The organism is Petrotoga sp. SL27 (assembly GCF_002924605.1).
GTDB classification, from domain to species: Bacteria; Thermotogota; Thermotogae; order Petrotogales; family Petrotogaceae; genus Petrotoga; species Petrotoga sibirica.
The window spans coordinates 44795-70772 of the sequence record NZ_JAIP01000004.1 but is presented as its reverse complement, the minus strand read 5'-3'; the positions used below and the strand labels follow the sequence as shown (position 1 = coordinate 70772).

Below are 25978 nucleotides of genomic sequence, written 5' to 3'. Positions count from 1 at the left end.
TCACTTTTTTTGAATAAGGCTATTTCTTTCTATGAACTCGGCTTTTTCGACAATTTTTTCTGGTTTTCCATTGTTATTTTCCTCAATCATTTTAAGCAGCATTTGAGCAGCTTTTTCACCAAATTGCTGTTTTGGATGCCTAAAAGTAGAAATTTCAAGCGCTTGTGCAAAATCTGCGTCATCAAAACCTATTAACGAAATATCGTTTGGTATATCAAGATTCAATTTTTTTGCTGCCATTATCACTTGCATAGCTACCAAATCGTTTGAACAAAAAATAGCAGTGGGTATATTGTTTTTTGGAAGGCTCAAAAGTGACATAATTAAATTGAAAACTTCGTCGGATGTTTCGGCTGTATAATAAAACTGGTTGATGAGGTACTTGACAAAAGGGGTAAAAAAAAGATATCGCTCCTCATTGAACAAAAAACAAAAAAATAAAAAGAGAGAGGAGCGATATCATAAGCAACAAAATTATAGCACAAATACTGGGTATTGATAAAGGCTTTAAGTTAAAAGAAAGAAAAGATTTGAAAAAGAGGGAGAGATTTATTTTGAAGTGGAATATTCGAAAAAGATAGAGATACCAGAATGCCCGTATAAATGTAAAGGATGTAAAGACAAGCGAGAATACATAGTACGTAACGGTAAAGCAAAAGAAAGGATCATCAAGGCTGGCAAAGTTGGAACACAAAGAATATATCTGATACACAGGCCACAAAGACACATGTGTAAAAAAACAGGGAAAAGCTTCAGAAATGAGAAGATAAGTTATAGATGGCAAAAGATAACAGAAGCAGCTCTCGATATGAGAGTCTCGTTTAAGAATGCAGTCAAAGAAGAATTAGCTGGAGTGAAAGTAGTAGCGGACCATTTTCATGTAGTAAAAGACGCACAGAAAAAGCTAAGAGAAAGTATAAAGATAGAGGAAGAGGTAACGAATAACAATAAAAAGATACCTGTAAGATTATTCTTTATATTGTAAACAGTTATCCTTTCTGAGCTGAAACTACTCAACAAAAAAAGCTGTATTACCCTTTTCATCATCTCTTCAGTCTATTCTATCAACCATATTTGACAAGGAGCCACCCAGGGGCTTGGTTTATCGATCGTATATTCTATAATTACCAAACAACTAAATGGGGAAATAGAAGTCGAAAACTCTAACGGTGCCAAAGTACGAATTGAAATCCCAGTAAAACAGATTAATACGAATATTCCCATCGAAGAAATGGAGAAAATTTGAAGATGTTGGGGGTTAAATTATGAAGGATTTGAAAGTATTGGTTGCCGAGGATGAATATTTAATTTTAATGGGGTTAAAAAGTAACTTAGAAACTCTAGGGTGTAAAGTAGTTGGAGAAGCTACAAACGGTAAAGAGTTGATCAAATTAGCTTTAGAAAAAAAGCCAGATATGATTATAGCCGATATCAATCTCCCTGTTATGGATGGTTTGGAGGCATTAAGAAAGATAAACGAGAAGGTTTTTATTCCCACATTGATTGTAAGCGGCTACGATGATGAAGAATTGATCAATAAAGCAAAAAATCTAGGAGTCTTGGGGTACTTAATAAAGCCTATAGATGAATCAGATTTGAAGGTTGAGATTGAAATCGCTCTTTCTAGATTTGAGGATATTAAGAATTTAAAAAATGAATTAGAAATAACCAAAGAAACTTTGGAATCAAGAAAATTAATAGAAAAAGCCAAAGGTATCGTCATGGAAAGATTACGATTGAACGAAGAAGAATCTATGAAATTTTTGCAAAAAAAGAGTAGAAATTCCAATAAAAAGTTAATTGATGTTGCAAAGGAGATTATAGAAGCTGACAAGGCTTTTAGAATTGATTAAGTTGCACACAGCAGTCTATTTTCAATCTTTTATTTCTTCTATTTTGTATTCCATAATGTTATTTAAAATATTTTTGTCGTCTCTCCATTTGTCACGAACCTTTACGTAAAGATCGAGGTAGACTTTTCTTTCAAAAAGTTCTTCTATGTCTTGTCTTGCCAATTGACCGATCTTTTTAATCATGCTTCCGTTTTTACCTATTATAATAGGTTTTTGACTGTTCTTTTCAACATAAATTTCTGCTCTTACGTACAAAACGCCGTTCTCTCTTTCTTTCAGTTCTTCTATAACTACCCCGCTTGAATGAGGGATCTCTTCCTTTGTTAAATGAAAGATTTTTTCCCTAATTAGCTCAGAAATGATGAACCTTGACGGTTTATCCGTGATCATATCTTCTGGGTAGTATTGTGGACCTTCGGGTAATAGATCTATAATACTTTGTTTTAATTCAAAAAGGTTTTTACCCGTTAAAGCGGAAATTTCAATGGTTTTAAGTATATTTGAACACAAACTTTTTATTTTTTTAGTCATCAGGTTAATCTTTTCTTTGTCTTTTACTAGATCAACTTTGTTGACAAGAAGAATGGTAGGAATTTTTGATTTATCGACTATTTCGGCAACTCTTAAATCTGAATTTCTTAAGCCATCCTTTGCATCAATCATAAAAAGTATCAGGTCAACGCCTTTCAATGCATTTATTGCAATATTGACCATGTATTCCCCAATTTTTCTTATAGGTTTGTGAATACCCGGTGTATCGACAAAAACTATTTGATAATGATCTTCCGTTAATATGCAGTTTACTCTATTTCTTGTGGTTTGCGGTTTGTCAGAAACGATAACCACTTTTTGGCCCAACAAAGCGTTTATCAATGTTGATTTCCCGACGTTAGGTTTTCCTGCCAAGGCAACAAAGCCACTTTTAAAACTCTTGTTTTCCATGTTTTCCTCCAAAAAACTATATTTGAAAAATCACACTCATTATTTATATTCTAGTGTAGTATTAAGCAAAAGTCAAGTTATAAAAGGCAATTTGTCAAACTGGGTTATATTGCATTTCGCTTCCAGAACGGAAAAGATGGCTTAGCACTTTTACCTTTTTAAAATTAAAATTTCTAAAATCATAAATATTATAATTAATCCCAAATTAAATATGTTATAATTTCAGTGAAAAAGTAACCTCAATCTTTGCTCTATTATCTGGTAAAGGAGGTGAAAAAATGGTCGAAGTAACCAATGATGTTTCTTTAAAGGTAGAAAATCTAAATTCCCAAGTTGGTGAATTCAGGCTAAAAAATATCTCTTTTGAATTACCAATAGGAGAAGTTTTGGCTATTTTAGGACCTTCAGGTTCGGGTAAGACGGTACTATTAAGAACTCTTGCGGGTTTGAATAAAACTGAATCTGGAGCAATTATCTTTGGAGACGAAAGGATAGAGAAGTATTCCCCACGAGACAGGAAAGTCGGGTTTGTCTTTCAAAACTATGCCATTTTTCCTCATTTAGATACGAAATTGAATTTAGGTTTCCCTTTGTACATTGGTGGGAAAAAGAAAAAAGAAGTGTACAAGATAGCCATAAAAGAGGCAGAAGAGTTAGATGGTTTACCAAATTATTTAGAAATAAAGCCCGATGAATTGCCTGAAGGCATGAAGCAGTTGATTGCCTTTGGGAGAGAAAAATTACACGATTGCAGATTGTTGCTCCTTGATGAGCCGCTAAGTCAGTTGGATAGAAAGCTTCACGTAGAAATGAGAGCTTTGCTCAAAAGATTTATAAAAGAATTAGGTAAAACAACGATAGCAGTTTTCAGTGATCCTGAAGATGCTTTGTCGGTAAGTGATTATCTTGCTATACTGGATGATGGAGAGCTTTTGCAGTTTGGAGAAACCTTCGATGTTTACCAGAACCCATCAAACTTAAAAGTTATGGAACTTACTTCCAGATTAGGATTGAACACAATAGACGTTGAAGTCAAAGATGGCAGCGTATTAAATAAATTAAAAGTGGATAAAGAAGATGGTAATTACAAGTTATGCTTTAGACCTGAAGAAATAGTCATTAAAGACGAAGGATTCGAAGTTCAGATAGTAGAAAGCCATATCTATGATTCTTCTCATAACTTGGTAGAATGCGATTTCCATGGAAAGCCCATCAGACTCTTGATACATAAAAATGCACCTGAGAAATTTAATTTTATTCCAACTAATCCTAAATATTTTTTATAAGCTAAACTAAGGGATTTTGGAGAGAAACCTCCAAAATCCCTTTTTAAAAAGTAATTCGAAGGAAGGTAGAAAAAGCAAAAATGGGAGGAAAATACGTTTTTGGAAAGAGTTGGTGGGGTAAAAAATGGGTAGAGGCCTTGAAAAATATCGATAGTGATACTAACAGGTTGCCACGAGGTAGAAGTTATGCAAAAAAAGGGGCGGTTTTGGAGATTAAAATTCAAAAAAACTCTGTAATATCAGCAAGGGTTCAAGGTACGAGGCCAAATCCTTATAGGGAAAAGATAGCTTTACCTTCTTTTACGAAAGAAGAGAAAGAAAAAATCAAAAAGGTACTAAACGAAAGATTAGACCTTTCTGCTATGTTAATTGGTGGGAACCTTCCCGAAGAACTTTTAGATATTACCAAAAATATGGGAATAAAGTTGTTCCCACAAAGTTGGAATGAGATAGATGCACATTGTTCATGTCCTGATTGGGCAAATCCTTGTAAACATTTGGCAGCCATTTACTATATTATAGCAGATGAGATAGACAAGGACCCTTTTTTGATCTTCGAAATGCACGGCATGAAAAAGAAAGATTTAATAGAAATCGCTAAAGAGACAGAAAAAACTTCTGATTCTATCTTTACAGATAAAAAGGAAGAACCTACCAAACCGATGGAACAACCAGATCCTTCGTATGAAAAATATGAGATAGAAAAGGTTATAAACCTACTACCTGATGAAGCCTATTTTTACGATGGAAAGAATTTTAAAAACCTTCTGTTGAGAATGTACAATCAATTATCAAAGGCGATAAACGAAGAAGATGGAAGGGTAGATGAAGAGTTCAACCCATATTTCAAAGAAACTGATATTAAATTTATTTATTCTCCCATTACTCCCAATATAATTTTTGAAGGTGAACCGTTAGAAGAATTAGAATGCAAAAAAGAAAAGGGCTATTATACGGTGCATTATGAAGATTTATTCGATTTATTGGGATCTATACCTCTTGTGGAAACTGATGAGGACAGTGAAGCATCGCTATTTTTAAAAAGATTGGTTTCTTTCGTATACAAGCTTATCGATATGAAGGCATTTATTCCCACTCCACAAAAGATAAACAGAGAAGATTTTGTTATCGATTACTCACCTGTTTACTTTAACGATTATGTAAGGGATTACGTTAATTATTTGAGTTCTATCGTCCCCGGGGACCTAGTAATCAATGAAAAAGGTCAGTATATGAAAAGGGACAAGATCGTTGAGTACCTTGTATCCCAGTACATCAAATATCTCATAAAAAAGTATTACAAATCGGAAGTGAAGAATAAAATAACCGATGTGTTCTTTGAATCCAAAGTGTACACCACCCAAAAATTTGAAGAAAAAAGAACCTACAAAAGTATAAAGAACTATCTTGAACCTTTACTTTTGAGGCAAAGCAAGTATCAATTGGTTATTAGTATAGAAGATATGGGAGAGTTGTTTTTCAACCTATCACTCGATATCTACCGAAAAGATGAGCCTTTTGATACTTACCAAGATATAAAAACTTTCTTTGAAAGCCAAGAAGATGGAAAGTCAGAGGTCTTGAAAGAGATTGTAACTATTGCAAAATACGCTGAATTTTTTGGTGAGTTTTTAAAGAAGAAAAGTTCTAAAATAATGGTCAATACGGAACAGTTATCGGAAATAATGATAAATGCCATGCCCATATTGAAACTACTGAACGTTGAAATACTAGCTCCAAAAGGGCTTCAAAAGGTTTCAAGACCAAAACTTGCCCTAAAAGCGAATTCTACAGGCAGTCACGTATCCTTTTTATCTTTGTCCAAGCTCATACGATTCAATTACGCTGTACTAATAGGCGATTCGGAAATTTCACTTGAAGAGTTTGAAAAGTTGACGGAAAGATCAAAAGGAATAGTTAAGATAAAAGAAAATTACGTGTTTTTAGGTGCCAACGAGTTTGAAGCTATTATGGAAAAGGTCAAGAATATAAACTTAACCTCAGACTTTGAAACTTTGAAAGTTATACTTTCACAAGAGATGAACGGTCTTCCCGTGATATTAGATAACAACCTTCAAAAGTTTTTAGAAGAGTTGAGAAAAGTTTCTCCGGTAAGATTGCCAAAAAATCTTAATGCAGAGTTAAGGCATTATCAGAAAACTGGATTCAGATGGTTGTACACGAACTTAGAAAAAGGTTTCAACGTCTGTATAGCAGATGATATGGGGTTAGGTAAAACGATCCAAGTTATTTCTGTAATTCTCAAAATGAAGGAAGAAAAATCGTTAGAAAATCCAGTTTTAGTGGTTTGTCCAACGACACTTGTTGGGAATTGGTATAAGGAGTGTGAAAAATTTGCACCTACTTTGAATGTAAGCATTTACCATGGAAGCGATAGAAAGTTCGAAGATAATTCTGATGTGATTATAACGACATACAGTGTAGTAAGAAACGACGTTGAATTTCTAATGAAAAAAGAATTTTCAATGGTTGTTATAGACGAAGCACAAAACATAAAAAATTCAGATACACAACAAACCAAAGCGGTAAAAGCCCTCCGTGCTCCAAAGAGGCTCGCAATGACAGGAACCCCCATAGAAAACAGATTAACCGAATTATGGAGTTTGTACGATTTTCTTATGTCTGGATATTTGGGTGGGAAGAATCGTTTTGTAGAAACCTTCGCAAAACCTATTGAAAAATACGGGGATACAACGGCAACCAAAAGATTACAAAGTTTGATAAACCCATTCTTGATAAGAAGAATTAAAACTGATAAAAATATCATAAAAGACCTTCCGGAAAAGTTCACATATGACGAATATGTATACTTAAAACCTTCACAAATTGCGCTTTACAAAGAGGTTGTTGAACACGTACAAGAAGAGTTAGAAAAAATGGAAGCTGACGGTATACAAAGAAAAGGATTAATACTTAAAATGTTGACTTCACTCAAGCAGATCTGCAATCATCCTGTTAACTACACTAAAAAAGGAGCCCCTTTACCGGATGATTCTGGTAAAACAGAGAAATTATTGGACCTACTTCAAAATATTTTAGACAACAACGAAAAAGTAGTACTTTTCACTCAATACAAAGAGATGGGAGATATATTAACAAAGATACTAACAGACAACATTAAGATAGAACCTCTATTTTTTCATGGAGGGCTCAACAGGAAAAAGAGAGACGAAATGATAAACGACTTTCAAACAAAGCATAGATATCCAATTATGATCCTGTCTTTAAAAGCTGGGGGTACGGGATTAAATTTGACTGCTGCGAATCACGTTATACATTACGATCTCTGGTGGAACCCTGCTGTGGAGAGTCAGGCAACAGATAGAACTTTCAGGATTGGTCAAACAAAAGACGTGATAGTTCACAGATTCATCACCTTAGAAACATTTGAAGAGAGAATAAATGAAATGCTCGAAAAAAAGAAAGAGTTATCTGAAAATATCATAAAAACGGGAGAAAGTTGGATAACTGAGTTATCCAACCAGGAGATAAAGAACTTATTTAAATTGGATAACTAAGGTTTAAAACTTTTTTCGTCTATTTTGAACTTTTTCTTTACCTCATCAATTTTAGAAAGAATCTCGTTCAGATAAGGAGACTCTTTTCTGATAAAAACAGGTATAAAACCTAAATTAGATTTTATTCTTACATATTCTCCACCCTCGTAGTTTTTTTGGCTCCAGAGGTGAATCCAATTATCCCGAGGTAAATATAATTCTCTTTCTGTTGATCCTTTATGTAAAATTGGAGCTATTAGCAAATCTTCTCCTAATAAATACTCATATTGTTGTAAATAACTCTGCGGATCTTTTGGATAATTTAGACAAATGTGTCGTATTACAGGTAATTTTTCCAATTTACTTTTGAGTATTTCGTTTTTCAAATAATCTTTTAACATATAATGTACATTAGTCATCCAGATAAAATGTTTTAAAATTCCCCTATTGGTATCAAACTGCACGTTGTTGTCAGGTCTGTTTCCTTCGTGAGTTCTCATGATTAAAGAAAAAGCACTCAATTCAACCCATCTCATAAAAAGTTCTGGAGTTCTCTTCATCCACAATAACGAAGTATAACCCCCTGTATCCCAGTGAGTGAATTCCACACCACTAAAGCCAAGGCTTAACGCTGCAGGAATAACCGAGGCGATTCCATCACTTTTGCTCCAATTGACGTTTTGATCTCCTGCCCAATAAATAGGACAGTAAGATACTGAATCTAAGAAACCCGATCTCATAAAGAAGATTAAATCTTTTTTTTCTGATTCTTTTATTGCTTCATAGTTTAATTTTGCCCAATCTACAGGGTATTTATTATGATATTTAATTGCATCTTCTCCAGAAAATAAAACAGCGTCTACCGGAAGATATTCTCCAAAATCTGCCATCCACCCAGATGTTCCGATATTTATAATGTTGTTTTTTATAACTTCTTTATACCATTCGTAGGCTCTTTTATTAGTTAGATCTATAAGTCCTGCAGGAAATGTAGTTACATATATTTTATATATTTCTCCTGAAGAATTTTTGACAAAATAATCTTTTTCTTTGGCAATATTGTATAATCTGCTTCCTTCAATCAAAAAGGGATTAATGTAAGAGAGGAATTTTATACCTTTTTTATTTAGTTCCTTTATTTTTTCTGGAAGTTGAGGATATGATTTCTTATCGTATTCCCAATTCCAATAAACTTGTCTTCCAAAGGATGTAATATTGGTACCTGACCAATCTTGACTCCACACAGCGGTAAGAGGGACTTCATTTTTTATCAACAGATCGACTTTTTTGTCTATTTCTTTTGTGCCTCCTTGTGAGGCAATCAATGTACCATGAATCCAATTTGGAAGGGTGTGATCGGTATTAAAATATTTTCTCACTTCTTTCGATAATTTCTTTAGACTATCCCCTTCGATTATTACCAATTTTACTGTTTTATCCCAAACTTCAAAATTTGAGCTTTTACCTTTTAAATCAACTACCATTGGAGAGTACGTTTCAAATATTATCGCATACCCCAAAGTGGATAGAAAAATAGGGGAAGGAAAGTAAGTTGTATACCAACTTCCACTCACACCTTTAAATCTAGTGACTATGGATATTAAATCATATCCTCTTCCTACCCCTTGTTCTTGTACCCATATGGGAAATTTTTTCCCTTTTAGGTTTAAGTGGGTATACTGCTCACCCCCTCCAAATATCTTTTCACTTTTAGAAGTGTTAAGTTTAATGTTTATTCTGTTATATTCCTCTGGGACTTGGATGGTCATTTCTAATATATTTTCAGAAAGTAAATTTGTTTCTATTTTACAGTCACCTTTTCCCAATATTTTCGGGTTTTCTTTTATTTTAAAATGTCCTTGATGTTCTTTGATATGCGGTGAACCTTTCCCATAACTAATCTCTTGAGTATTTATAAGCTCAAAATTGTTAACGAAGACTTTTATATTGTTATCAAGTTCTTTTATTTCCATCCTATTCACCACACTATGTATTTTATTCGATTATTTCCCAATTTTTTATTTTGGCGACATTTTTAAGTGTTTGTGCGTAATTACCATATCCCAACACTACATGGTGCGCAACACCCTTAGAAACCATTGTTTCAAAAATTTTTTTAGCATTTGGAACCCTAACTTTTACAAACGTTCCTTTGAGCTCTTTGTCCATCGGTAAAGCTTCGCCTTCAAAGACTAACAAACGGAATTTTCCTCTTGAATAGTCTATTCTGGAAATAGTAACAGGTCCTGGTTTTAATACAAAACCTACCGTTACTCCTTTTCCACCAGCAAAATAAGTGTCTAATGTTTTTTCGGACTTTTGATCCCAGGTATTGTAAGGTGCAACCCCACAATGCCAAAGTAAGAAGGAATCCTCTTTCTCAAAAAGTTGACTCACATCGGCGAGAAAAATTTCATCACAACCTATAGCTTTATAAGCGATCATCCCTAAAGAACCTTCAATATCACCTTCACAAGCTACTGGGATATGTTCGGGCATAAAGTACGACATAGCTGCGCAAGGGGATATGCCATAAGTGTTAGCAAACTCTGGCCAACATCTGATGGCCATTCCAGCATAATTTTTTGACTTTTCCAGATCTTTAAAAGTCAACGATAAATTTGCTACCTTTTCCAATCTGTCGTCTGTCATATTGTCTCCATAGTTGTAAATATTATTAATGTTTTTCGCTTCTTCTAAAATTTCTTGTTCCTTTGCTTTTTTAAAAAAGAGATCATTCAATGGGATGTATTCAATTTCAGCACCTATTTCTTTTATGATATCTGGTTCGTAAACATCTATATTATAAAAACCTTGTGCATGACTTCCTATATAACCTATTTTAGTATTAGACCATTTTTTTATTATTCTTAAGGAATCTATCCAAGCGTTTATTTTATTTATGAAAGGTTCTTCTTCTAGATCACCATAAATGAATTCATAATTATTAAACCCCGATTTGTAAAGGTTAGAACAATCTAAATGAGCACCAACTAAAGAGTTCAACCTTACTCTTCCTCCATTATATGGGGGCTCGGGTAATGCCCAAATTAGCAAAGGAATCTTCATGTTTTTTGCCACTTTTAAAGCTAATTGTCCCAAATGAAAAGTGGCACTCATTAGGATAAAACCATCTAAATTTTTTGCGTTAAAAAAATTTATGACTTCGTCAAGTTCTTCTGGATATTCTATAACACCTTTCCAACCAAATAAGTTTATATTTTCAATTTTTTTCTCTAGTTCTTTTACAGCTGTTTCGTAAATTTCATTACCTTTATCGGCATCGTAGGTACTTCTAACAAAACCAACCAAACCCAAATTTATTTTTTCTCTCATTTTTTTCACTCTCCAATATCAAAGCAGATTACTTTTAACTCAGACATTTCTTCGATTGCGAATTTTATTCCTTCTCGCCCTATTCCGCTTTTTTTGTATCCACCATAGGGCATAAAATCAGCCCTATAACGTGGCCCTTCGTTTATCATCACTCCACCGGCTTCTATTTTTTCAGCGGCAAAAAATGCTTCTTTAATGTTTTGGGTGAATATACCTGCTTGTAATCCGTAAACACTTTCATTTGTCAATTCAATTGCCTCATCTAAATCTTTTACTTTTCTCAAAGCTACCGCTGGGCCAAAAAGTTCTTTTTTCATGATGTTGCTTTCGAGAGGGGTATCAACCAAAACAGTTGGTTCTACCAATGTGTAATCCCTTTTTCCTCCGGTTAACATTTTTCCACCTTCAGATACTGCTTCCTCTATCCAATCAATAATTCTAACGGCATTTTCTTCGTCAATTACAGGCCCCATTTCAGTTTCTTCCTTCGATGGATCACCAAATTTTATACTTTGAACTTTTGAAACTAACCTATCAACAAAATCATCGTAAACTTTTTCATGTACAAAAACTCGTTGAACGGATATACATACCTGTCCTGCTAAAGAAAAACCTCCTCCAACAGTAGCAGCTACAGCCTTATCAATATTTGCAGAATCCATTACGATAAGTGCAGAGTTAGAACCTAATTCTAATCCTAGTTTTTTCATTCCAGCATTTTTTGCAATATTTTCACCAGTTTCAACGCTACCTGTAAAACTAACAAATCTTATTCTTGGATCTTTTACTAAAGCATTCCCTACTACGCTTCCCCTACCAGTTAAAACACTAATCGCTTTTTCAGGCATTCCGGCTTCTAACAATAGTTCCCCTAAGATTATAGTGTTTAAAGGTGTTTGAGTAGCTGGTTTCATTATAACTGCATTTCCTGCTGCTATGGCAGGAGCTACTTTGTGAGCCGCTAATGATAAAGGAACATTAAAAGGAGTTATTGCTCCAACTATTCCTACGGGTTCTAAAATGTAATAACCTCTTTTGTTTTCTGAACCTTTTAAAGATGTAAAAGGAAGCGTTTCTCCATGGATTCTTTTTGCTTCTTCTGCGGCATATTTGAATAATTCGGCTGTCCTTATAACCTCCGCTTGAGCGTCTTTTATAGTCTTGCCTACTTCTTCGTTTATTATTTTGGACAACCTTTTTTCATTTTTTTCTAGTAAAATTCCAGTATTATATAGAATTTCCACCCTTTTGTGCAATGGGAGTTCTTTCATAATCTTTTTTCCTTCGACAGCTAAATTAACTGCGTTTTCTACATCCATAGCATCGCCTTCGGGTACTTCATCAACAATTGCACCATTGTAAGGATTGTAAACTTTTAAAGTCTTTGGTTTATTAACCTTTTTGCCACCAACAATCATCTCCATTTTTATTTTGCCTCCTTTTTATACCATCCGTGAAACGCACAAATTCTATAGTGGTAAAAGCTGTAAAGCTCTTGGTAAAATGCCGATTGATTTGGTTTCTCCTTCTTTTTTTAAAAATACTTGTAAATCTTCTATCGGGTTTATGAAAGTTCTTTTTAATTCTTTTGTTAATTGTTTGTTTGTGGAATATAAGAACAATTTATTGTTAAGAGCTGCTTTGGCAAATATTAAAGCCTTATGTGGCCCCACTGCGAAGTGATCAAAATCAAAATTTTTAATGACTTTTTCAGGTGTCTTAAATCTTTTTATTAATTCTATATAATTTTCCTCCCCTGCACCTCTTGAGCACTCGGCTAATAATAATATTATCCCATTGTCTTTACAGAAAGAAGTTGCAGGGGTTAAAGCCTTTTGAGCTTGATAAAGGTCTATATCTCGTGGGAATCCGCCTGGAGAGGTGATAACCATATCATAGGTTTTATCAATTTTATAACCTACCAAATCTTTTAAATATTCTACGGCTTTTAAATAGCTTTCAGGATTTTTCCCGCAGAAGATCTCCATAGGTACATTATTCGCATTCATAACAAAGTTTATTAAATAATCTATTTTTATCATTTTACCTGCTTCTTCTATGTCTTCTCTAATGGGGTTCCCTTCTAATAAGCCCGTTTTAGAATTTGGGTCAATCAGCAATGAATGATTTTTTGAGATAGTTTTTTCTCCTCCCAAACCAATTACAACGCCTTTTGCTCCACCGGAGAAGCCGGCAAATTGATGAGGTTCGACAATACCTATAGATATTTTTAAATCACTGAGTAAGTAATCTTTTTCGATAAAAACTGGTGTTCCTGGTTTAGTTTCACCTACATAGATATTGAATTCAGATCTAGCATCATGAAAAAATACTTGTACTTTATCATTATGAACCAAATTTTCTGGAATCAACTCGTTTTTATCGGAAAGTCGATAATTGTGTAATCCTGTTCCAACAAAAATTTTTATATTTCCTTGAAAGGAGCTCAAAAATCTTTTTAATATATGTTGGAAAATTTCTATAGGTACTCTAGGCCTCGTGATATCAGGAATCGCCACAGCAATATTTTTCATCCCTTGAAAGGATATCCCATCTATAAATTTATCTATTTTTTCTTTCATTTGTTGATAACTTAAACTGGTGTTTCTTTTTTCCCCTACATCAATAATGTCAAAATCTTTAATATTACTTATCTTAATATTATCTTTCCCAAAAGGAACTATTATTTCTGCCATAAAATCACGCACTTGGGTATAACTTCGTTAATACGAATTCCCTGTGTTTTAATATCTCTGCTCTCACAAGTTTTCCGTTGGCGGTTTCTATAATCTTATTCCATAAATTCTCAGCGTGATCGTTTAAAGAACCGTTTAGTTTTAGTAAGCCTGAAACATTCAAATCGATATGTTCGGACATGAAATTAGCGGTTTTGGGGTTTGCTGTTATTTTTAAAACTGGAATTACAGGATTACCTATAATATTACCTTGACCTGTTGGGAAGAGATGAATGACAGCACCTGCAGCTGCAAACAGAGTGACTGCTTCGGCAGCTGCTGAGGATGTATTCATAAAATGTAACCCTTTGCCAACCGGGAATTCTCCGTAATCTAAAGCACTATCTATCTTAGCATTTCCAATTTTTTGAATGTTTCCTAAAGCCTTTTCTTCTATTGTACTTAGTCCACCTTCTATGTTACCTTGAGTTGGTTGTGATCCTAACAAATCTACACCTTGGGATTTTATAAGTTCTTGGTAGTCATTGAAAATTTTTAAAAATTTATCTCTTTCTTCTTCTTTTTTGAATCTCTCAGCTATTATGTGTTCTGCACCAGTTAATTCTGTTGTTTCTCCAAAAAGAACGGTTCCATTTTCTTGTAGAAAATTTTCTACAAATCTTCCCACCACACGATTAGACGCTAAACCTGAGGTTGTATCGGATTCACCACATTTTAGACTTATTGTTAATTCAGAAAAGTCAACGAGTTCTTTTTTTAAATTAGTAGCATATTCTACTAATTTGGCGGCGGATCTAGCCATCTTTTCAATAGTCTTTAATTCCCCATTTTTTTCAATATAAAATGCCTCTACAGGTTTCCCTGTTTCTGCTATTCCTTCAGCAATTTTATTTGTCCAGTTGGGTTCTATTCCTACAACTATCGCAGCTGCCACATTTGGATTTCTTCCTGTTCCAATCATTGTATTGAAGAATAAATCAAGATCTTTTCCAAATTGCAATCTTCCATAATGATGTGGAATTGCTAACGTACCTTGGATAATATTTTCCACTGCAACCGCAGCAGAATTGGAAATATCATCAACAGGAATTATTAATACGTGGTTTCTTACCCCAACTTTATCATTTTCTCTTAAATATCCCAAAATTTTGTTATCCATTATTTTTGCCTCCCCATCTTATACTTTGTATGTTGTGTACGTGGACTTCTTCTCCTTTTTGTATAGGTTTTGTCGCAACACCGATTTTTTCACCATATTCGATTATTATTTCTCCTTTGTTGACATCTTTTAGACTTATTTTATGTCCTAGGGGGATTTCATCCAAAACATCTATTTCATACTCTTTGCTTCCTTCTAACACTCTACCTTTTATTTTTTCACCAGGTTTCAAGTCATCAGTTGCAACTCCAACACTATCGCCGTCTTTATGGATTAAAAATTTGTATTCTACCATCTTCATTCCTCCTATCTTTCTATTGAGTCCCATGCCTCAGAAAATATATCTAAGCCCATTTTGGTATATGGTGTCTGAAAAGCGTTTTTATAAACATCAAATCCCGCAGTAAGAATATCAGCCTTAGCATTTATGGCTTCATTAATTTGTTTGGCGTTTCTTACAGCGGCAACTAAAACCTCTGATTTAAAATCATAATTATGAACAGCGCTAACGATGTCTGAAATAAAATTAATGTTATTTTCTCCTCTTTCTTCTCTCCAGCCGACAAATGGACTTATATAATAGGCACCCATTCTAGCAGCTTGTAAGGCTTGGAAAGAATTAAAAACTAGAGTTACATTTACCTTGACATCTGAACCATTCAACAATTTTAATGCATATAATCCTTCTTCGGTTGCAGGGATTTTTACTACGAAATTCTTACATATAGAAGCGATTTTTTTGGCTTCTTCAGCCATTGCTTCTGCTTGGTTTAGGTGAGGATTAATTTCAATACTAACAGTGATATCTGTAGATTCAACAACTTTTTTTACTTCATTCATGAAATATTCCATAGATTTGCCCGATTTTCTAATGTGTTTCGGATTACTGGTTACACCTTCTATGCCCCATTTTTCAATTGCATAGGTGATTTCATCTATTTTAGCACTATCAAGAAAGAGTTTCATTAGCAAAAAACCTCCTTTAAAAAATTAATGGTAATACCATTATACCATTTTTTATTTATTTGTCAAAGGTAAAAAAATAAAGAAAAATTAAGAAAAACCTTTGTAATCGTTAATAAATGTCAATAATCAACTCTAATCGAAAGAGAATGTCTTTTTTCGGACTTGCAAAATGATATTACCAATAGTAAAATAATTATGTGTTTCAAAAATGTGTTGGATGGAATCAAAATCTTGAAAGGAGGGGTAATTATGAAAAGAGTTTTTAGTTTATTGGTAATTTTTGTACTAATGGCAGGAACATTTTTGTTTGCACAATCTTACAAAGGTACTACTATTAGGGTGCTTGTTTGGGATGATGCTTTAACCGTCGCAGTAGAGTCTATGATTGATGAATTCGAAAAAGAAACAGGAATTGATGTGATCTTTGAAAGACTTCCTAGTGGATCTATTCTTGAAAAAACAGCCGTTTCTATATCACAGAACAGAACAGATTATGATTTGGTATCTATCGATGAACCATTTGTTCCTCAATTTGGTGATCTTTTCATCCCGTATTCCCAGTGGCCACAAGGAAAAGTTTATCCTAAAATTGATCTTGAAAGAGATTTGATCCCTGGTGTCCCAGAAGGTTCTTATTGGGATGGAAGTTACAGAGGGCTCCCTATTAACGGTAACGTTTATGTATGGATGACTAGAAAGGATATTGTAAACAATGAACAGTATAAAAAGGAATTTCAAGAAAAGTATGGTTACGAATTAGATATTCCGCAAAACTTTGACCAATTACTTGAAATGAGTGAATTTCTATCCAACAAAGGAATATACGGTTTCGCTCCATTTACAAAGAGTGCAGAGGGTGCAACTGCTGAAGCAATACTGATGTTTGAATCATACGGTACTAAGGTATTAGAACAAGTTGGAGAACATGATTTTGAAGTTGTGTTAGATAGAGAAAAAGCCATTGAAGCCTTAAATATGTACAAGGCGTTGTGTGAGTTTGCCCCTCCAGGCTGGCAAGATATGGGACATTCTGAAAGGATTGCAGCCTTCAACCAAGGAAAAGTTTTCTCAATGTTTCAATGGCCCGCCATAATTCCAGATCATGAAAATCCTGATCAATCACTTGTTTCCGGAAGGATTTACTATAGTGCTCCACCAGCAGGTCCTGTCAGAAGAGCTCCTGTTCGAGGAACTTGGATGCTGGGGATTCCTAAAGCTTCTAAGAATAAAGAAGCTGCAGCAGAATTTGCATATTGGTGGTCCTCATATGAGGCAGGAAAGGAATTAGTAAAGGTTGGATTAACTCCAGCTCGTACGGATCTTTTGCTTGATCCAAAGTTCATAGAACAAAAACCATATTTTGTTGGCATATTCAATTCTATGAGATATTCTGTCTCAAGGCCAAGGTTCGAAAGATATGCAGAAGTTTCGGACGTAATAAAGGTAAATTGGTTAGCGGGCGTTACAGGAAGAGTAACTCCAGAAACTGCTATAGATAACATGATCAAAGGGATTGACGAGGTGCTTGGGAGATATGGCTACTAAGAAGAACAAAAGGATAGGGGAGAGATCCCCCGTCCTTTATTTTATACTACCTGCCTTAATTTTAGTAGGACTAGTTTTAATTTATCCTATCATATATGCAGTAGGTATCTCATTTTTCAACTGGCCTCTTGTAGATGAATCTTCAAGAGGGTTCATTGGAATATCTAATTATGTAAGAATATTTCAAGATAAAGAATTTTGGCATGCTTTATTTCTTCAATTGGGATTCATATTTATAGCTATCCCTATAGAACTAATTATGGGGTTCTTTGTCGCTTTGCTACTTAATAGAGAATTTAAAGGTGTAAATCTAATAAGATCCTTATTGCTTTTACCCGTCTTTGTTCTGCCAGTTTTATCGGGTTTAACATGGCGTTTAATGTTACAACCCGAGTATGGTGCGATTAGTTTTTTGCTGAATACATTAGGTATCCCACAAACTGCTTGGCTTGCCAACCCAGGAACAGCATATGCAGCAGTTATTATTCAAGATATATGGAGGATGTGGCCTTTCATGTTTATGTTTATATACTCTGGACTCATTAACATACCCTCTTCATTGATAGAAGCTGCTGATTTAGATGGTGCAAAATTTTGGGATAAGGTAATAAAGATAATTATTCCTTTGCTTAGACCAACAATAACTACCGCTTTATTGTTAAGGCTGATAGATGCATTGCGTATTTTTTCTGAAGTTTTTGTTATGACAGGAGGAGGTCCAAGTAACGCTACCACTTTATTGTCTTTGTATATTCATAAACAGGCCTTTAGATATTTTAACGTTGGTTACGCTTCAGCCATGGGAGTTATTCTGATAGTGATAAGTTTAATTATCGCAAATTTTTTGGTTCGAAGAAATATGGATAGTGGGAGTTGAAAAAATGAAGAAGAAAAAACTGAAGATGTATTTAATCATTTTTATATCGATAATAATTTTAATCGTAGAACTTTTTCCAATTGCTATAATAATAATGAACAGTTTCAAAAAAGATATTGACATATGGTCAGCAAATCCTTTTAGCTTCAAGCCTACACTGGATAGTTACAAAAAGGTTTTTCAAAGAAAAGACGTTATGTTGGGATTAAGGAACAGTCTTATTGTTAGTATCTTATCGACCTCTTTTTCTTTAGTAGTTGGAGCTATGGCTTCATATGCGCTGTCAAGATTCAAATTCAGATATAGAAAGGCTTTATCGTATTCTTTCCTTATTTCAAGAATGATTCCTCAAATTTCTCTATCTATCCCTTTGTTTATGATGTTTAGATCATTGGGGTTAACAGACACATTAATAGCTCTCATATTTGCTCATATGAGTTTTAACATACCTTACGTTATTTGGGTTTTATTACCATTTTTTTCGAGTGTACCCATAGAATACGAAGAAGCAGCTTTAGTTGACGGTTGCAACAGAAAAAAGGTTTTTTGGAAGATTTTTATCCCCCTCGTTGGGCCGGGGTTAGTAGTCGCTACTGTTTTCACTTTTATGATGTCTTGGAATGAATTTTTGTATGCTTTAGTTTTAACTAGTTCGAACGCTAAAACAGCTCCTGTCGTTATTAACGGTTTTATGGGCCAATATGCTCCGCTTTGGGGGCAGTTAGCTGCAGCGGGGACTATAATGTTAATTCCCGTTTTTGTAATAACTTTAGCTTTTCAACGGTATTTAATTGGAGGAATGGGTGGTGGAGTAAAAGGTTAAAGTATAAAAAAAATCCAGCTAATATGTGATAAAATCATTATGTGTTTATTAATTATTAGGGGATAAAATTGATGGATAAATATTAAAAAGGTGGATGAGGAGGAAGGGAAAAGTGAAAAGTGAAAAACTACCTTTGAAAACTAAGTTGTTCTATGCGTCGGGGGATATTTTTGGTGGTGGTGCTTTCAATATAATAAATTTTTTCTACGCTATCTTCCTTACTGATGTCATCGGTCTGAAGATGCAGTATATTGCTCCCATTCTTTTAATTGGTAAAATTTGGGATGCTGTTACAGATCCTTTAATGGGATTCATAACCGATAATACCAGAACTAGGTTTGGCAGAAGAAGACCTTACTTGCTGGCAGGAACCTTTTTGATCTTTATATCTTTTTTCATTCTTTGGTATCCAGCAAGTTTTCCTAATCAATTGGGGAAATTCATTTACGCACTAACGGCATATATAGCTTTTACAACCGTATTTACTATGGTTATGACACCTTATACTGCTTTAGGAGCCGAATTAACGTTAGATTACAATGAAAGGACATCTTTAAATTCATATAGACTTGCCTTTTCGATAGGTGCGGGTTTGGTTTGTGCGGTACTTCCAATGTTAATTGTGAATGCTTTTTCTGATATCAGAACAGGGTATATAGTGATGGCAATAACCTTTGGTTTGATCTTTTCAATTCCGTGGATTGGTGTTTTTATGTTCACCAAGGAAAGAGAAGAGTTTTCAAAAGAGAAAAGTACCTTCAACTTTTTCAATATGTTTTTTGAACCTTTTAAAATTAAAAGCTTTCGACTCCTTATCGCTATGTATCTTCTAGCCTACTTATCGATAGATGTAGTTTCAACCATTTTTGCCTATTATACTAAATATTATATTGGAAATGAAGGCTTACTTCCCATAGCTTTAGGTGCTCTTTTCATAGCCGAAATTATTTTTATCCCATTTTATGCCTTTGTTGCTAAAAAGACATCCAAAAATATCTCGTATATTTTAGGTGCGTTAGTATGGTGTGTTGCGGGATTCATTCTTTTCACATTTTCCCCTGATGTAACGATGTTCCAGGTAATTTTAATGGCTGCAATAATAGGTGCAGGAGTTTCGGCAGTCGCAGTTATGCCTTATACTATATTTGGGGATGTAACAGATGTTGCTGAGTTAAAATTTGGTAAAAGGGAAGAGGGTACTTTGAGTGGTCTGATGACGTTTGTCAGGAAAGTGGCGTCTGGTTTGGCTGTTGCAGGAGTTACCTTTTCATTAGGAATAGCAGGATTTGTTAATCCAATAGATGGTGTAGAACAATTTCAGCCCGAGAGTTTTTTATTTGCATTAAGATTCATAATTTCTTTCGTTCCCATAATTTTATTGGTTTTAGGAATAATTGCAGCAGTTAGATATCCATTAAATTCTAAAAGACATGAAAAATTAAGAGAATATCTAGAGGCGAAAAGAGATAATAAAACAATAAAAGAAGAATTAGAAAAAGAAATAACTGAATTGAAAAAAGAATTGATTTAAGGTGAGTTAAGGAGATAACACTGCATGAGTAATGACATTAAAAAAGATGGAAAAAGTAAGGAAATTATAGAAGACATACTTAAACAGATAGAAAATACAAAAATAAAAATTGGTGAAAAATTACCTTCAGAAAGAGATCTTTCAAAAAAGTATAATGTCTCAAGGATAGTTATAAGAGAGGTTATCAGTTATTTAAAAGCTATCAACGTTGTGGAAAGTGTGCAAGGAAGTGGCAACTACGTAAAAAGATATTATAAAAATTCTTTTGGACTATCTTTTCCAGATTACGATGTTGATGATTTAATGGAAAGTAGGAAAATATTAGAGCGTTCTATAGCTTTTTCCGTTTTTAAACATTTAGATGATAAACTGATAAATGATATGGCGAAGATTTGTGACGATTTTAGCAAAGCCATAATTACAAAAGATTTAGAGAATTCCCTTGCCCAAGATTTTAAATTTCACCAGTTATATGCAAAATACTCGAAAAATCCAATAATAGAGAATTTCTTAGATTATTTAACAAGTTTTATCCAACAAAAAGTTTGGAGGGTAATGAAGGAAGATTATTTGTTCACAAATACATACAACAAAAAAACACTTGAAAATCATCGAAATATATTGAAATCGTTGAAAGAAAGAGATTTAAATAAACTTTTATTGTATATTGAGTTACATTACGACACAATAATCGAAGGATTGAAAAAGTAAAAAGTTTTTAGGAGGATTGTAATGGAAAAGTATATTTTATCAATCGATCAAGGGACTACAAGTTCCCGGGCAATAATTTTTGATCACGATGGGAATGTTGTTAGTGTAGCACAGCAAGAGTTTATGCAGTATTATCCTAAACCCGGATGGGTGGAGCATGATCCTAATGAAATTTGGGCAACTACCATGGGGGTTATAGCGGATGCTATGGCGCGAGGGAATATTAACCGTAGTCAAATCAGTGCGATTGGTATAACTAATCAAAGAGAGACAACAGTCATTTGGGATGCAGAAACAGGGAAACCTCTTCACAATGCGATCGTTTGGCAAGATAGAAGGACTTCAAAAATTTGCGATACATTAAAAGAAAAAGGTTTGGAAGAAACAATTAAGCATAAGACCGGTCTCATGGTAGATGCTTATTTTTCTGGAACCAAAATTAAATGGATTTTGGATAATGTTGAAGGAACCAAGGAAAAAGCAGAAGCAGGAAAACTTAGGTTTGGTACTATAGATACGTGGTTAATATGGAAGCTAACTAACGGGAAAGTTCACGTTACTGATTATACCAATGCATCAAGAACAATGATATACAATATTTTCGAGCGTAAATGGGATGAAGACCTTCTTAAAGAGTTAAACATTCCTTCTTCTCTGTTACCAGAGGTAAAACCTTCAAGTCAAATATACGGTAATACCGATCCGGATGTTTTCGGTGCAGAAGTGCCCATTGCCGGAATAGCAGGGGATCAGCAAGCTGCTACGTTTGGTCAGGTTTGCTATGAAAAAGGTATGGTAAAAAATACTTACGGAACTGGGTGCTTCATGTTAATGAACACAGGGGAAGAACCTATTGAATCTAAACATGGTCTATTAACTACAATAGCTTACGGAATTAATGGAAAGGTTAACTATGCCTTGGAAGGATCCATTTTCGTTACAGGTGCTGCTGTTCAATGGCTTAGAGATGAATTAAAGATAGTTGATAGTGCTGCAGATACAGAATATTATGCAACTAAAGTGAAAGATAATGGCGGTGTTTATTTTGTGCCGGCATTTGCAGGGCTTGGAGCTCCTTACTGGGATATGTATGCAAGGGGTACAATCGTTGGATTAACAAGAGGATCATCAAAAGCACACATTATTAGAGCTACTTTGGAATCTATAGCATATCAAACAAGAGACGTTCTTGAAGCTATGGAGGCTGATTCGGGTATAAAGCTTAAGACTCTGCGGGTGGATGGTGGTGCCGCATTAAATAATTTCCTATTGCAATTCCAAGCTGATATTCTTGGTGTAGAGGTTGAAAGACCAGTAGTTAACGAGACGACGGCTTTAGGAGCTGGATATTTGGCAGGTTTGGCTGTTGGTTTTTGGAATGGGCAGGAAGAATTATTAAGAAAATGGAAACGGGATGCTCTATTTACTCCACAAATGGATGCTGATGAAAGAGAAAAGTTGTATGCAGGTTGGAAAAGAGCCGTTGAAAGGGCAAAAAATTGGATTGAAGAAAAATGATCAAATAGTAGTAAGCATTTTAACTTTTATTTAATTTAAGTATGTTAAAATATATAAAAAATAAAAGTTAATAATAAAATGGTGGAGAATAAGAGAAAACCATATCCTAAAGCGAAATTATTTCGTAAAGGATATGGTTTTTTTTATAATATCAGGAGGTTGGTAAAAGTTGATAGCGGTTATAGGTTCTGGAATAGTAGGAAGTTTAATTGCAAGAGAAATTAACAAATATATAGAAGATGTCTTCATATTTGAAGCAAGAAACGGAATAGGAACAGGAGTCACAAAAGGAAATTCTGGAATAATTCACGGGGGGTATGACGATACTCCAGGAAGTTTAAGGGCAGAACTATGTTATAAGGGTAATAAATTATACGATGAGATATCGCAAGAACTTTCTGTAGAAGTGAAAAGAGTTGGGTCACATGTTGTTGCCTTAAACGAAGAAGAGTTAAAAGCAATCGATGAGTTAGAAGAAAGGGCAATTCAAAACGGGGTCCAAGAATATGAGATTTTAGATAAGACGGAACTATTAGAAATGGAGCCAAATTTAAATAGCGATGCATTAAAATCCTTTTATTGTCCTATAGCAGGTGTGACTGAGCCGTGGGAAGTAGCTATGCAAGCTTCAAGATCGTTAGAGATTAACGGAGGAAAAGTTTTAAAAAATAAGAAACTTGTTGAAGTGAAAAAGAAAGATAACAAGTTTGAATTGCTCTTTGAAGATGGGAGCAGTTATATAGCCGATTTAGTTATTAATGTCGCAGGATTGTATGCAGATGAGGTAGCAAAATTTTTTGGAGATGAGGTACCTTATATTTTCCCTGTAAAAGGTGAGTACTATCTTTTAGGAAAGAATATAAAATACGCAAATTCTGTCATTTTTCCAACTCCCTCTAAGTTGACGAAAGGTTGTTTGGTGGTTCCAACTGTGGATGGGGGTTTTTTAGCTGGACCTACTGCTCATGGTGTGAAATCAAAACAAGATTTTTCTACGACTCAAGAAGGGCTTTTAGAAGTCAGAGAAAAGTCTTTGAGATTGGTTCCAACTTTAGATTTTTCAAGGAATGTAGTAAAAGCATTTGCTGGTCTAAGACCTGAAACAAGAGAAAAAGATTTTCATATCGATGTAGGCGAAGGGAATGTTATACATGTTTCTGGCATAAGATCACCTGGATTAACCGCTGCGCCTGCTATTGCAAGGTATGTTGTTGAATATCTTATTCAAGAAAAGTTGCATATTAATTTACAAAAAAGGGAAAATTACCTCACTCATATTGAAAAAGTTCCACATTTAGTGGAAAGGGATTACGACTATTGGGGAAGAGTCATTCAAGAAGATCCCGAAGCGGGAGAAATGATCTGCTATTGTAACAAAATAACAAAAAAAGAGATTAAAGAGGCTATAAAAAGCGGTGCAAGAACTTTAGATGATGTTAAATTTGCTACGAGAGCGTCTTTTGGAGAATGTCAAGGAAGTTTTTGCACACCAAAAATATTGAAAATAATCTCCGAAGAGACAGGGCTAAAACCAGAAGAAGTACTTCAAAATGAAGAAGGTTCGTGGATAATAAATTCCGAGGTGAGGATGATATGAAATACGAAACAGATGTTGTTGTATTAGGCGGTGGCGGAGGAGGAATGGCCGCTGCTAAAGCTGCAGATAAAAATGGTGCAAACGTGATTCTTATTGAGAGGGAAGAAGAAAACGGTGGAGTTTTGAATCAATGTATTCACAATGGTTTTGGGATACATTACTATAGAAAGGATTTAACCGGTCCAGAATTCAAAGAAACTCTTCAAGAAGAATTAGAGCATACGAATGTAAAAGTATTAAACAGCGCTTTTGTGTTGGATGTGAATAAGGATAAACAATTGACTTTTGTCAATCATAAAGGGATACACGAGATAAAAACAAAGGCTTTAGTTATGGCAACAGGGGCAAGAGAAAGACATTTTAATTCACTTGCGGTTCCTGGAGATAGGGTTGCTGGTATTTTTACTGCAGGAGTAGCTCAAAAATACATCAACCTTCAAAATCTTAAGCCAGCTAATAGCGCCTTGATAGTCGGTTCGGGGGATATTGGATTAATAATGGCTCGCAGGCTTCATTTAGAGGGAATAGAAGTAAAAGGTGTTGTAGAAATTTTGCCATACCCGGGTGGGTTGGAAAGAAACGTTCAACAATGTCTAAGGGATTATAATATTCCATTGTATCTTTCCCATACCGTCACAAGGGTAGAGGGAAATAAGAGATTAGGTAAAGTTTACGTATCTCAAGTGGATGAAAATAGACAAATCATTCCAAATACCGAAAAGATATTCAACGTAGATTCTCTCGTAACATCGGTGGGCCTCATACCTTTAACAGATCCTATTAAATTTGTTGAAACTGCCCCTGGATTTATTACATCTAATACAAACCAAACCTCTGAAGATTGGATCTTTGCAGCTGGTAACTGTACAGTTGTATTTGATTTAGTGGACTATGTTTCGAGAGAAGGAGAAAAAGCCGGTAAATATGCAGCTCTGTATGCACAAAATCAATACTTTCCAGAACAAAAAGTAAAAGTTATAAAAGGGAAAAACATAAATGTACTGCATCCAATGTATATAGATCCCAACGAAAGGACAAAATTGTACCTTAGAGTTTCAAAAACTTTCAAAAGAGCAGAAGTTACAGTAGAACCTCTTGGAATTAAGATGGTGGAAGAAGAGGCCAGACCATCTGAAATGATTGAAATTTCCATGAAACCATTTAAGGATAAGAATTTGAAAGAAATAGAGGTGAGTGCACGTGAACTCGGTTGAATATAAAAAAAAGAAAGTAGTTTGTACAACTTGTCCTTTGGGATGTAAAATAAACGTTATTTATGCAGATGCGGATGAAATAGAAATTGTAGAAGTTAAAGGGAACAGATGCAAAAGAGGATTAGAATTTGTAAAGCAAGAAATCACGGATCCCTTAAGAGTGGTGGTAACAAGCGTAAAAGTAGAAGATGGAGAAATCCCGATGGCTTCGGTTAGGTCTGATAAACCCGTTCCATTAAGACTTATAAATGACATAATGAAAATATTAAAAGAAACAAAGGTAAAAGCACCTATCAAAAGAGGGGATGTTGTTATACAAAATATATTGGGCACAGGTAGTGATATAATAGCTACTAGAAGTGTGAACAGGAAAAAATAAGATACAAAAAAGTATCTTAAAAGGAGA

The 25978-nt window shown here is 34.4% G+C and carries 22 protein-coding genes and 1 pseudogene; 14 read left to right on the top strand and 9 right to left on the bottom strand.

Annotated elements, in window-relative coordinates; translation table 11 throughout:
- Positions 1–426, bottom strand: a complete 426-nt coding sequence (locus AD60_RS01730; protein ID WP_255396812.1) for a substrate-binding domain-containing protein — start codon at positions 424–426, stop codon at positions 1–3.
- Between the two features lie 133 nt (positions 427–559).
- Here AD60_RS01730 and AD60_RS01725 point away from each other — a divergent pair, with 133 nt between their 5' ends.
- The 3 genes and pseudogenes from AD60_RS01725 to AD60_RS01720 all read left to right on the top strand — a co-directional run bounded on the left by AD60_RS01725 (position 560) and on the right by AD60_RS01720 (position 1853).
- A complete protein-coding gene (locus tag AD60_RS01725; protein WP_233186785.1) occupies positions 560–985 on the top strand; it encodes a transposase in 426 nt (141 codons plus the stop codon).
- 111 nt (positions 986–1096) lie between these two features.
- Positions 1097–1246, top strand: a pseudogene (locus tag AD60_RS10655) (hypothetical protein); the annotation flags it as partial.
- A gap of 19 nt (positions 1247–1265) precedes the next feature.
- Positions 1266–1853 (top strand): ANTAR domain-containing response regulator, encoded by a 588-nt coding sequence (locus AD60_RS01720; protein ID WP_103876193.1) that lies wholly within the window; start codon positions 1266–1268, stop codon positions 1851–1853.
- Between the two features lie 21 nt (positions 1854–1874).
- Here AD60_RS01720 and era read toward each other — a convergent pair whose 3' ends face one another.
- A complete protein-coding gene (gene era, locus AD60_RS01715; RefSeq protein WP_103876192.1) occupies positions 1875–2795 on the bottom strand; it encodes a GTPase Era in 921 nt (306 codons plus the stop codon).
- A gap of 278 nt (positions 2796–3073) precedes the next feature.
- On the opposite strand from era, the gene AD60_RS01710 reads away from it, so the two are divergent.
- Together AD60_RS01710 and AD60_RS01705 are read left to right on the top strand one after the other, a co-directional pair.
- The gene (locus AD60_RS01710; protein ID WP_103876191.1) at positions 3074–4081 is read left to right on the top strand and encodes an ABC transporter ATP-binding protein; all 1008 of its coding nucleotides are present in this window, start codon (positions 3074–3076) and stop codon (positions 4079–4081) included.
- A gap of 80 nt (positions 4082–4161) precedes the next feature.
- Positions 4162–7620: a DEAD/DEAH box helicase gene (locus AD60_RS01705; RefSeq protein WP_103876190.1), complete on the top strand. Its 3459-nt coding sequence runs from the start codon at positions 4162–4164 to the stop codon at positions 7618–7620.
- Here the strand turns inward: AD60_RS01705 and AD60_RS01700 are convergent.
- From AD60_RS01700 to AD60_RS01670, 7 genes are read right to left on the bottom strand one after another with little or no spacing between them, the layout of a single operon-like run.
- Positions 7617–9572 (bottom strand): alpha-glucosidase, encoded by a 1956-nt coding sequence (locus AD60_RS01700; RefSeq protein WP_103876189.1) that lies wholly within the window; start codon positions 9570–9572, stop codon positions 7617–7619. The genes AD60_RS01705 and AD60_RS01700 overlap by 4 nt on opposite strands.
- Before the next feature lie 22 nt (positions 9573–9594).
- Entirely contained in the window at positions 9595–10935 is a 1341-nt protein-coding gene (locus AD60_RS01695) for an L-fucose/L-arabinose isomerase family protein (RefSeq protein WP_103876188.1), read from the bottom strand.
- A 5-nt stretch (positions 10936–10940) separates the two neighbouring features.
- Complete coding sequence (locus tag AD60_RS01690; protein WP_103876187.1) at positions 10941–12359, bottom strand: aldehyde dehydrogenase family protein; 1419 nt, start codon at positions 12357–12359, stop codon at positions 10941–10943.
- Positions 12360–12404: 45 nt separating this feature from the next.
- Positions 12405–13643, bottom strand: coding sequence for a nickel-dependent lactate racemase (gene larA / locus AD60_RS01685; RefSeq protein WP_146048826.1), 1239 nt, complete (start codon positions 13641–13643; stop codon positions 12405–12407).
- The gene (locus tag AD60_RS01680) at positions 13636–14790 is read right to left on the bottom strand and encodes a UxaA family hydrolase (protein WP_103876185.1); all 1155 of its coding nucleotides are present in this window, start codon (positions 14788–14790) and stop codon (positions 13636–13638) included. Before AD60_RS01680 ends, larA begins: the two co-directional genes overlap by 8 nt.
- Positions 14783–15085: a UxaA family hydrolase gene (locus tag AD60_RS01675; protein WP_103876184.1), complete on the bottom strand. Its 303-nt coding sequence runs from the start codon at positions 15083–15085 to the stop codon at positions 14783–14785. The genes AD60_RS01680 and AD60_RS01675 overlap by 8 nt, the downstream gene beginning before the upstream one ends.
- Positions 15086–15096: 11 nt before the next feature.
- Entirely contained in the window at positions 15097–15756 is a 660-nt protein-coding gene (locus tag AD60_RS01670; protein ID WP_103876183.1) for a transaldolase family protein, read from the bottom strand.
- Between the two features lie 249 nt (positions 15757–16005).
- Here AD60_RS01670 and AD60_RS01665 point away from each other — a divergent pair, with 249 nt between their 5' ends.
- From AD60_RS01665 to AD60_RS01625, 9 genes are all read left to right on the top strand, one after another.
- Positions 16006–17301: an extracellular solute-binding protein gene (locus tag AD60_RS01665; protein ID WP_103876182.1), complete on the top strand. Its 1296-nt coding sequence runs from the start codon at positions 16006–16008 to the stop codon at positions 17299–17301.
- On the top strand, positions 17291–18178 hold the full coding sequence (locus AD60_RS01660) for a carbohydrate ABC transporter permease (protein ID WP_103876181.1): 888 nt from the start codon (positions 17291–17293) through the stop codon (positions 18176–18178). The genes AD60_RS01665 and AD60_RS01660 overlap by 11 nt, the downstream gene beginning before the upstream one ends.
- A 4-nt stretch (positions 18179–18182) precedes the next feature.
- Complete coding sequence (locus tag AD60_RS01655; RefSeq protein WP_103876180.1) at positions 18183–19001, top strand: carbohydrate ABC transporter permease; 819 nt, start codon at positions 18183–18185, stop codon at positions 18999–19001.
- Positions 19002–19113: 112 nt separating this feature from the next.
- Positions 19114–20532, top strand: a complete 1419-nt coding sequence (locus tag AD60_RS01650) for an MFS transporter (protein ID WP_103876179.1) — start codon at positions 19114–19116, stop codon at positions 20530–20532.
- A 24-nt stretch (positions 20533–20556) separates the two neighbouring features.
- A complete protein-coding gene (locus AD60_RS01645; protein ID WP_103876178.1) occupies positions 20557–21243 on the top strand; it encodes a FadR/GntR family transcriptional regulator in 687 nt (228 codons plus the stop codon).
- A 21-nt stretch (positions 21244–21264) separates the two neighbouring features.
- A complete protein-coding gene (gene glpK, locus AD60_RS01640) occupies positions 21265–22761 on the top strand; it encodes a glycerol kinase GlpK (protein ID WP_103876177.1) in 1497 nt (498 codons plus the stop codon).
- Between the two features lie 169 nt (positions 22762–22930).
- On the top strand, positions 22931–24358 hold the full coding sequence (locus tag AD60_RS01635; protein WP_103876176.1) for an NAD(P)/FAD-dependent oxidoreductase: 1428 nt from the start codon (positions 22931–22933) through the stop codon (positions 24356–24358).
- Entirely contained in the window at positions 24355–25572 is a 1218-nt protein-coding gene (locus AD60_RS01630) for an NAD(P)/FAD-dependent oxidoreductase (protein ID WP_103876175.1), read from the top strand. Before AD60_RS01635 ends, AD60_RS01630 begins: the two co-directional genes overlap by 4 nt.
- Entirely contained in the window at positions 25559–25951 is a 393-nt protein-coding gene (locus tag AD60_RS01625; RefSeq protein WP_103876174.1) for a DUF1667 domain-containing protein, read from the top strand. Before AD60_RS01630 ends, AD60_RS01625 begins: the two co-directional genes overlap by 14 nt.
- The last annotated feature ends 27 nt before the right edge of the window (positions 25952–25978 follow it).

Excerpts from the sequence above, each read along its gene's own strand:
- AD60_RS01720 (WP_103876193.1), top strand. The coding sequence starts at position 1,266 with ATGAAGGATTTGAAAGTATTGGTTGCCGAGGATGAATATTTAATTTTA.
- era (WP_103876192.1), bottom strand. The coding sequence starts at position 2,795 with ATGGAAAACAAGAGTTTTAAAAGTGGCTTTGTTGCCTTGGCAGGAAAA.
- AD60_RS01710 (WP_103876191.1), top strand. The coding sequence starts at position 3,074 with ATGGTCGAAGTAACCAATGATGTTTCTTTAAAGGTAGAAAATCTAAAT.
- AD60_RS01705 (WP_103876190.1), top strand. The coding sequence starts at position 4,162 with ATGGGAGGAAAATACGTTTTTGGAAAGAGTTGGTGGGGTAAAAAATGG.
- AD60_RS01700 (WP_103876189.1), bottom strand. The coding sequence starts at position 9,572 with ATGGAAATAAAAGAACTTGATAACAATATAAAAGTCTTCGTTAACAAT.
- AD60_RS01695 (WP_103876188.1), bottom strand. The coding sequence starts at position 10,935 with ATGAGAGAAAAAATAAATTTGGGTTTGGTTGGTTTTGTTAGAAGTACC.
- AD60_RS01690 (WP_103876187.1), bottom strand. The coding sequence starts at position 12,359 with ATGGAGATGATTGTTGGTGGCAAAAAGGTTAATAAACCAAAGACTTTA.
- AD60_RS01680 (WP_103876185.1), bottom strand. The coding sequence starts at position 14,790 with ATGGATAACAAAATTTTGGGATATTTAAGAGAAAATGATAAAGTTGGG.
- AD60_RS01675 (WP_103876184.1), bottom strand. The coding sequence starts at position 15,085 with ATGGTAGAATACAAATTTTTAATCCATAAAGACGGCGATAGTGTTGGA.
- AD60_RS01670 (WP_103876183.1), bottom strand. The coding sequence starts at position 15,756 with ATGAAACTCTTTCTTGATAGTGCTAAAATAGATGAAATCACCTATGCA.
- AD60_RS01665 (WP_103876182.1), top strand. The coding sequence starts at position 16,006 with ATGAAAAGAGTTTTTAGTTTATTGGTAATTTTTGTACTAATGGCAGGA.
- AD60_RS01660 (WP_103876181.1), top strand. The coding sequence starts at position 17,291 with ATGGCTACTAAGAAGAACAAAAGGATAGGGGAGAGATCCCCCGTCCTT.
- AD60_RS01655 (WP_103876180.1), top strand. The coding sequence starts at position 18,183 with ATGAAGAAGAAAAAACTGAAGATGTATTTAATCATTTTTATATCGATA.
- AD60_RS01645 (WP_103876178.1), top strand. The coding sequence starts at position 20,557 with ATGAGTAATGACATTAAAAAAGATGGAAAAAGTAAGGAAATTATAGAA.
- glpK (WP_103876177.1), top strand. The coding sequence starts at position 21,265 with ATGGAAAAGTATATTTTATCAATCGATCAAGGGACTACAAGTTCCCGG.
- AD60_RS01630 (WP_103876175.1), top strand. The coding sequence starts at position 24,355 with ATGAAATACGAAACAGATGTTGTTGTATTAGGCGGTGGCGGAGGAGGA.